We start from the raw sequence: 8,044 nt of genomic DNA, 5'->3' as shown, positions 1-8,044 counted from the left end.
AGTGTCCGCCGACGTCAACGCCGGCGGGCTCCGGCACGGCGGCTGCGCTCACAGCACCCGGCGGGGCGGCGTCCGCGACGCTATCCGACGAGGCCAGCGTTCACCGTGTGACCGGAGAAACCGCGTTCCCACGGTGCGCACCGGGGGCGTGCACACTATGGCCCGGCCCATCGATCTGATCAACGCCGTCCGGCCACCCGCCGGCCCCGGCGTCGCGGACCAGCGGTGACGCCGTTCAACATCGGGGCCCGTCAGTTGAACACCCGCCGGTCCCGGTGCGGAACAGACGCCGGCCGGTCAGAACTTGCCGATGAACTCGATGATGGCGGAATTGACCTCGTCGGGACGTTCGAGGTTGCCGAGGTGGCCGGCGCCGCCGATCTCCACGAAGTCGCAGTCCGGGATGGCGTCGGCGACCTCGGCGCCCAGGTGCGGCGGGCAGATCAGGTCGTCGGAGAAGGCGATCACCCGGCACGGAACGGTGATGCGGCGCAGGATGTCCCGCCGGTCGGCGCCGACGTCGACCCAGTCCTGCCCGTTCGAGCCGGCGGAGTCCCCGGACAGCTCGAAGACGTCGAGCCACAGCGAGACGGCGGCGTCGTCGTTCAGGGTCCTCGGCGAGAACATCTGCAGGACCGTCGTCGGGGCCGAGTAGCCCGGCGGCAGCCGCACACCGTTCTCGTTCAGCACCTGATCGGCCCGCGACAGCGACCGGCGGACGAGGTCCGACCGGGACCTGGTGGCCATGAGGACCGCGGAGCGCACCAGCTCGGGGCGGCTGATCGCGATTTCCTCGGCGATCACCGCGCCGAGCGAGGTTCCGACGACGTGGCACGGCCCGGCGTCCAGCGCCTCGATCAGGCCGACGGTGTCGGCGACCATGTCGGCCAGGCTGTAGCGGCCGGGCGGGGCGTCGGACGGCGCGATACCGCGGTTGTCGAAGGTGATGCTCTGGTATCCGGCCTTGCTGAGCGCCGGCGTCTGATGCGCGGTCCACACCCGGCCGCTGGCACCGGATCCCATGATGAGCAGGACCCGATCGCCTTCGCCGACGCGGTTGTACGCGAGCCTGATGCCATTGGCGGTTACGTAACGCATAGTGCGGCCGCTGCCCCCTTCGAGTGCTGACCGGTCGGCCGCGCCGTCGGCGCCGGTGTCGGCTGTCGTCCAGCGGGGCCACGCCATCATCGCCAGGCGGGGCGAAGGTATCAATGTCGTGTTCAACCGTTCCGCTGCCGCAGTTGAACACCGCACACCGTCCACATGCGACAGTCCGCCGAATGCTGCGTAGGTCGGCACCGTTCAACCTCGGCAGCGCGTCAGTTGAACACGCCGGGCGGACAAGGGCGGCCGCGGCGTCAGCGGCCGCGCCACCGGGGCGGGCGCTGCTCCGCGAACGCGCGGGGACCCTCCACCGCGTCCTCGCTGTGCATCCGCCGCTGCTCCCAGCCGTACGTGGCCGCGAACGCCTCCGGCAACGGCAGGTCCAGCGACCGCAGCACGGCCTCCTTGATCGCCCGCACGGCGAGGGGCGCGGCCCGCACGAGGTCGTCGGTCCATCCGGTGACGCACGCGTCGAGACCGTCGGCGGGCACGACGTCGTTGACCAGCCCCGCGCGCAGCGCGACGTCGGCCGTCATCCGGCGCCCGGTCAGCAGGTACCCCATCGCCTGCTTCAGCGGCAGCTGCCGGGCCAGCCGGAACGCGCCGCCGGCGCCCGGGACCAGGCCGAGCCGGACCTCCGGCAGGGCGAAGACCGACCGGTCGCTGGCCACGATGATGTCGCAGGCGAGGGCGAGCTCGAACCCGCCGCCGAGCGCGTAGCCGTCGACCCTCGCGATCACGGGCTTGCTCAGGTCGAACCGTTCGGTGAGCCGGGGCCAGCCGGGCTGCCCGCGGCTGCCGAACGTCGTCGGCGCCGCCCCGGCCGCGTTCAGCTGGGCCCGCTCGCGGAGGTCCTGCCCGACGGAGAAGGACCGGTCGCCGGCGCCGGTGAGCACCGCGACCTGCAGCGCGTCGTCGGCCTCGTAGTCGTCCCAGACCGCGGCGAGTTCCTCGTGGGTGCGCAGGTCCATCGCGTTGAGCACGGCCGGCCGGTCGATCGTCACGTGGGCGACGCCGTCCCGCTTCTCGTACCGCACCCGCGGCCGGTCGTCGTCGCTCACGTGCCGCGGGCGGAGAACCGCCGCACCTTGTCGAGGACGTCGTCGTCGTACATGCGCAACGCCTGCTGCAGGGCGAACTCGGCCATGTAGCGGCGGAACGCGTCCACCGGCTCCTCGGCGGCGATGAGCATGCGCCGGTTGGCGACGATCGCTGGTCCCCGCAACGTCTCCGCGGCCCGGTCGACCGCGTCGTCGAGCGCCGCCGGGTCGACCACCTCGTCGACCAGGTACCTGGCGTCGGGCTCCGTGGCCCAGATCCTGTGGCCCTGCAGGATGAGCCGGCGCGAGAACCGTGTGCCGGCGGCCCGGCCGAGCCGGAAGTTCGACGCTCCCGGGATGATGCCCTCCTGCGCCGCCGGCAGGCTGATGTAGGCGTCGGCGGCGGCGAGGACGTGGTCGAAGACGAGCAGGAGCTGGGCGCCGCCACCGATGGCGAAGCCGTCGACCGCGGCGACCCAGGGCTTCTCGACGGTCCGCGAGTGCCAGTGCGCCGGGTCGTCCACGACGATCCCGCGCAGCAGCTTGTGGATGTAGCCCAGTTCGCGGCGCAGCAGGAAGTCGACCAGCGGGATGCCGCCGGCGTGCAGGGTCTTGAGGTTGATGCCGGCGCTGAAGACCCGCCGGCCGCGGTACCGGGGGTGGGTCATGACCCCGCCGCGGACCACGCCGACCTCGACGGCCGGGTCGAGCAGCACCAGGTCGACGGCGGTCTCCATGTCCTCGACCTGGCGACTGTCCTCGGCGTTGAGGCAGTCGTCGCGGCACAGGGTCAGGTGGGCCGCCGCACCGCGCACCTCGACCCGGACCGAGCCGAGGTCGGCCGTCCCGGTCCGGGTGAACTCGGGCAGCAGTTCCAGCGCGCGGTCGGTCGGCCGGAGCATGGCGTCCAGCAGGTGGGTCCCGCTGGAGGCCGAGCCGAGCACCCGGTTGAAGAAGATGCCCTGATCGATCTCGTGGCCTTCCTTGGCGGCCTGTGGCCGGCCCCGGTCGGCCTCGAGCTCCTCCAGGGTCGGGACCAGCCCGGGGAACCGGATCGCGGCGGACCCGGCGAGTTCGGCCAGGCGCAGGTGCCGGGTGCCGCCGCCGGTCAGCTCCCGGTAGACCGCGTCGACGTGCGCGTCCAGGAACTCGCCGCGAAGCGCTCTGATCTCCCGCTTCGTCGCCGCCGCGGTCGCCCGCTCCTGCGGCGAGCGCTGCCCGGCCGCCGGCAGGGCCGCGAGCGCGGCCGCGACCCACTCGGCGGCCGACGCCAGGGTTTGCACCGCATCGGGCAGTGCGCCGCGCACCGCCTGCAGTCCGGGTCCGGTCACGGTGGTCATACCGGCGCGCCCCCGGCCCGCAGCGTCCGGTCGCAGGCCGCCAGGTGCACGCCGAGGGCCTCCTCGAAGCTGGTGGTCCCCGCGTCGATCATCAGCTGCCGCCGGATGGCGAGCTCCGGCCCGGACAGGTTCCCGGTGAGCCCGGCGACCGCGTCGAGGGCCCCGGTGACGTCGTCGGTGACCTCGTCGAGCAGTTGCAGGGCGAGCGCGTCCCGGGCGCCGATCGGGTCGCCGAACAGCAGCGCCCGGCGGACCGCCGCGGTCTGCGACCCCTGGTGCGCGAGCCGGTACAGCGCCATGCCGGGCCAGGTCGCGCCCGGTCCGACCGGCACCATCAGCCGCGCCGACGGTGTCGCGATGCGGTAGTCGGTGGCCAGCAACGCGTCCAGGGCCGGACCGCCGACGTCGCCTTCCGCGACCGCGACCAGCGCGACCGGCAGCCGCTCCAGCCGCCGCAGCGCCCGCTCCCACCGGCTCACCAGCGCCACCGTCAGGCCTTCGATCCGCGCCCGGACGGGCGCCCCGGCGGCGTACACGACCAGCCGGCCGCGCCCGCCGAGGGCCTCGGCCCGGTCGCAGAGCTCGCCGACCCGGGCGACCAGTTCGGCGGAGATGGGCTGCGCGCCGTCGACGGTGAGCGTCGCGGTCTCAGCTGGAGCAGCGTTGCGATGCATGGCTTTCCCCGTCACCACTGGACCAGCGCCGTCTCGATGGTCGAACCAGGTCCCATCGTCATCAGGACCCCGTAGTCGCCGGGTTCGGCGACGTGTTCCTGGACCAGCCGTTCGTAGGAGAACAGGAACGAGCCGCTGGAGAGGTTGCCGTAGTCGGAGAGCACGCCCGTGGTGTGGCGCACGTCGTGGCGGGTGAGGCCGAGGTTGACCCGCACCGCGTCGATGACCTTCTTCCCGCCCGAGTGCACCAGCCAGTGCTGGACGGCGCTGCGCGGCAGGCCCGCACCGGACAGGAGCCGGTCCACGACCCGTTCGGCGTGGGCGCCGACCACGTACGGGATGTCGGGGTCGAGGTAGAAGCTGAACCGGTGCTGGTCGGCGTCCCAGTCGTAGCGCATCGCGCCGATGGCGTCGGTGATGATGTGACTGGCGAAGGACAGCACGCGGGGTCCGTCGGCGCCGGCCGCGCCGTCGGAGGCCACCAGCGAGACGGCGGCGGCGCCGTCGCCGAAGAGGCTGTTGACGACCGCGGTGCGCATGGTCGAGTCGAACGTGTAGGCGGCGGAACAGGCCTCGGCGCACACCATGACCGCGAGCCGGCCCGGGTTGGCGCGGGCCCAGGCCGCCGTCCCGTTGAGGGCGTTGAGCCCGGCGTTGCAGCCCATGCCCACGACGTCGACGCGGTGGCAGCCGGGGTCGATCCCGGCCTCGCGGATGACGAGGGCGCTCAGCCCTGGGGTCAGGAACCCGGTCGAGGTGACGCAGCACAGGTAGTCGACGTCCGCCAGGCTCGCGCCGGCGTCGTCGAGGCTGGATCGCATCGCTCGCAGGGCCATGTCGACGGCGAGCCGGGTGTGTTTCGCAAGGAGCTCGCCCTGCGGCTCCGAGACGCGTCGCCCTTCGGCATCCAGCGGTGGGAGCGTCAGGTGGCGGCGGGTGATGGCGCTGTTGAGGAAGACGGACCGGATCTTCGGGTCGGTGATCCCGAACAGGTCCAGGACCTCCTGCTGGGTGTACGACTCGGGGGTCACCGCGGTGCCGACGCCGGCGATGCGGGCGGGTCTCGACGCGCCGAGGGACTGCGGGCGCGGTGCCGGAAGGCCCAGCAGTTCCGGACGTTCGGCGTCGATGCTGATGGTCATCGGTAGGTCCATCCCCACATGCGGGGCTTGGTGCGCGGTTTGACGGCCGTCCGGATCATTCGGATCGGTCCTCCCATCGGATGGTCGGGATAGCTCAAGGTCGGGGACCGGTTCACGAGCGACTCGGGACCAGCTTCACCGGCAGGTGCTGCAGGCCGTTCACCACGATGGAGTCCAGCCGCGTCGGTTCGCCCGTCGGCTCGACGTCGAGGGACCGGTCGATGAGCTCCTGGTACAGCAGCCGGATCTCGACGCGGGCGAGCACGCTGCCCACGCAGAAGTGCTCGCCGAAGCCCAGCGACAGGTGCCGGTTGGGCTGCCGCCGCACGTCGAACCGGTCGGGATCGTCGAACACCTCCTCGTCGCGGTTCGCCGACGGCAGCCACAAGGTGACCAGGTCGCCGGCGGCGACGCTGCGGTCGCGGAGCTCGACCGGCCGGGTAGCGGTGCGCAGGATGTGGGTCGGCGTGGAGGTCCACCGCAGCACCTCTTCGACCGCGCCGGGCAGGAGCCCCGGGTCCTCCGTGAGCAGTCGCCACTGCTGCGGATGTTCGATGAAGGCGAGCATGCCGCCGGCCGCCGCGATGCGGGTGTTCTCGGCGCCGCCCACGAACAGGTTGTCGCAGTTGAGCAGGATCTCCTGCTGGGTGAGCGGCTCGCCGTCGATCCTGCCGGTCACCAGCACGCTCACCAGGTCGTCGGCCGGGTTCGCCGCCTTGATCGCGCTGAGGCTCTGGAAGTAGCCCATGATGTCCAGGTGGGCGAACCGCCGGGTCATGGCGTCGTCGCCGCCGAAAGCCTGGCGGCTCAACGTGAACAGCCGCTCCCAGTCGGCCTGCGGGACCCCCATCATGCTGCAGATCATGTACAGCGGGATCCGCGCGGCGATGTCCTCGACGAAGTCGCACGCTCCCCGCTGCACCGCGAGATCGATCACGCTGCCGGCGACGGTCCGCATCTCCGCCTCGATGGCCCGGACCGAACGGACCGTGAACCACTCGTCGACGAGTCCTCTGAGCTGGCGGTGCCGCGGCGGGTCGGTGAGCGCCAGGGTGCGGCCGCCGCCGGGGTCGGCGCCGTGGCCCGACGGCCGCAGGAGAATGCCCTGCGCCGAGCTGAACGTCGCGGCGTCCCGGAAGACGGCCTTGATGTCCTCGTATTTCGTCAACGCCCAGAAGGCCGGGTAGTCCGTCGGCTCGTGCAGGTGGACGGGGTCGTTCTCGCGAAGCCATCGCCACTGCGCGAACGGGTCACCGTCGCGGTAGAGCCCAGGATCGACCAGATTGATGTGTGGCACAGGATGATCGGGAGCATCGAAGGACACCGACGAACCGTGCCACCACACGTCGCGAACGGTCAAGATCGGTTACGGCGTCGCGCCGCACGGCGTGACCGGCGGCGCGCAGCGTGCATCGGCACGACGCCCGCGGCCGGATCCGCGGACACCACGAGGTCGGGTCTGCCGGCGTGCCTAGCTCCGCGCCTTGCGGGCCCGGCCCATCCATCCCTGTGCGGTGTGCCGCGGGACGCCGTAGTGCTCGGCGAGCTTCGTCACGCTGCCGATCTCGGCGAAGGTCGCCAGCAGCTCGTCCACATCCGGCATCCGCCGGTAGGCCCGCTCGGTGCGGCGGGTCTGCTTGCTCCCCCTGGACGCCCGGGGCGCGGCGGCGGGCCGGGACGACACGGTCTTGCGCAGCGACGTCTCGGCGCGCGACTCGCCCGGCGGCGCGGCGCCGGTGTCGGTGTCGGTTCCGGCGGCCGCGGCCGTGGTGGCTTCGGGGCCGGCCCCCGCGGCGCACACCAGCGCGCGGCCGAGCACCGCCAGGTCGATCTGCGGTAGCCGCCGCAGGAACAACCCACCGGGCGCCGACGACCGGACGGTCATCTCGACGATCCGTGCCGCGTCTGCCCCGGCCTCGACCAGGATGCTGACGACCTCGTCGGACTCGGCGGCGCCGGCGGCGTCGGGTGCCGACGCGATGGAGATGAGATAGGCGCTCAACCCGACTCCTCAGACGTTGTCGCGATGCGATCCGACATGACACGACACTTACAGTTCAACAACACCGCACGGTCCCGATCAGGCAGGTTCGCCGGCCGGGTGCAATACCACAGTTGGATGTCGCGGAACACGACACCTGACACCACACGCGTCCTGACGGACCGCCGTCGCCCGCCCGGCGGACCGGGCGGGCGACGGTCTCAGCCTTCCACCCAGCCGTGTGTGCGGGCGACGCCGACGAACCGGTCCCGGATCTCGGCGATCTGCCCGCCGGTGAGCGACGGCAGATGCTGGATCAGCATCTCCGTCACCTCGCCGGTGAACTCGCCGACCGCCAGGACGTCGCACAGGCCGTCGTCGTCGGCGGTCCGGTCATGCGGCTCCACCACCCGGACCGGCGGCTGCGCCGCCAGATCGTCGAGGATACGGACCGACGCCACCTTCAGCCCCCGGTCGCCCTCCGCGCACTCGTACTCCACCCGGAGCCCGGGACGCACGAGATGCCTCGCCTCGCCGAAGTCGTTCGCGTGGACGAAAACATCCTCGCCACCCTCTGTCGGCGCGATGAACCCGTATCCACGGGTGTCGTCGAACCTCAGCACTCTTCCCACCGAAACCACAGCAACCACCTCACCCCGCTGGCGAACCATCGAAGCCCAGGCACGAACCAGGGCCTCGTTCGCACCGGACGGTACAGCAGTACGCGGGAACAGTAACCCCCCGTCACGTGATCAGCACGCCC

The 8,044-nt window shown here is 72.1% G+C and carries 8 protein-coding genes; all 8 read right to left on the bottom strand.

Going from position 1 to position 8,044, the window contains the following annotated elements; genetic code table 11:
• Positions 1-297 precede the first annotated feature (297 nt).
• The 8 genes from AB0K00_RS51965 to AB0K00_RS51930 all read right to left on the bottom strand — a co-directional run bounded on the left by AB0K00_RS51965 (position 298) and on the right by AB0K00_RS51930 (position 7,922).
• Entirely contained in the window at positions 298-1,098 is an 801-nt protein-coding gene (locus tag AB0K00_RS51965; RefSeq protein ID WP_363538277.1) for an alpha/beta fold hydrolase, read from the bottom strand.
• A gap of 260 nt (positions 1,099-1,358) precedes the next feature.
• The gene (dpgD, locus tag AB0K00_RS51960; RefSeq protein ID WP_363538276.1) at positions 1,359-2,165 is read right to left on the bottom strand and encodes an enoyl-CoA-hydratase DpgD; all 807 of its coding nucleotides are present in this window, start codon (positions 2,163-2,165) and stop codon (positions 1,359-1,361) included.
• Complete coding sequence (dpgC, locus tag AB0K00_RS51955) at positions 2,162-3,484, bottom strand: (3,5-dihydroxyphenyl)acetyl-CoA 1,2-dioxygenase DpgC (protein ID WP_363538275.1); 1,323 nt, start codon at positions 3,482-3,484, stop codon at positions 2,162-2,164. The genes dpgD and dpgC overlap by 4 nt, the downstream gene beginning before the upstream one ends.
• Positions 3,481-4,158, bottom strand: a complete 678-nt coding sequence (gene dpgB, locus AB0K00_RS51950) for an enoyl-CoA-hydratase DpgB (RefSeq protein WP_363538274.1) — start codon at positions 4,156-4,158, stop codon at positions 3,481-3,483. Before dpgB ends, dpgC begins: the two co-directional genes overlap by 4 nt.
• Before the next feature lie 11 nt (positions 4,159-4,169).
• Entirely contained in the window at positions 4,170-5,300 is a 1,131-nt protein-coding gene (gene dpgA / locus AB0K00_RS51945) for a 3,5-dihydroxyphenylacetyl-CoA synthase DpgA (protein WP_363538273.1), read from the bottom strand.
• A gap of 112 nt (positions 5,301-5,412) precedes the next feature.
• Positions 5,413-6,597 carry a cytochrome P450 gene (locus AB0K00_RS51940; protein ID WP_363538272.1) on the bottom strand — a complete coding sequence of 395 codons (1,185 nt, stop codon included), beginning with the start codon at positions 6,595-6,597 and terminating at the stop codon, positions 5,413-5,415.
• Positions 6,598-6,771: 174 nt separating this feature from the next.
• Positions 6,772-7,302, bottom strand: coding sequence for a hypothetical protein (locus AB0K00_RS51935; protein ID WP_363538271.1), 531 nt, complete (start codon positions 7,300-7,302; stop codon positions 6,772-6,774).
• 200 nt (positions 7,303-7,502) lie between these two features.
• Complete coding sequence (locus AB0K00_RS51930) at positions 7,503-7,922, bottom strand: cold shock domain-containing protein (RefSeq protein WP_363538270.1); 420 nt, start codon at positions 7,920-7,922, stop codon at positions 7,503-7,505.
• Between the last annotated feature and the right edge of the window lie 122 nt (positions 7,923-8,044).

Source organism: Dactylosporangium sp. NPDC049525, assembly GCF_040676755.1.
In the GTDB taxonomy this organism is placed as follows: domain Bacteria; phylum Actinomycetota; class Actinomycetes; order Mycobacteriales; family Micromonosporaceae; genus Dactylosporangium.
This window is presented reverse-complemented; position numbering and strand designations above follow the sequence as displayed.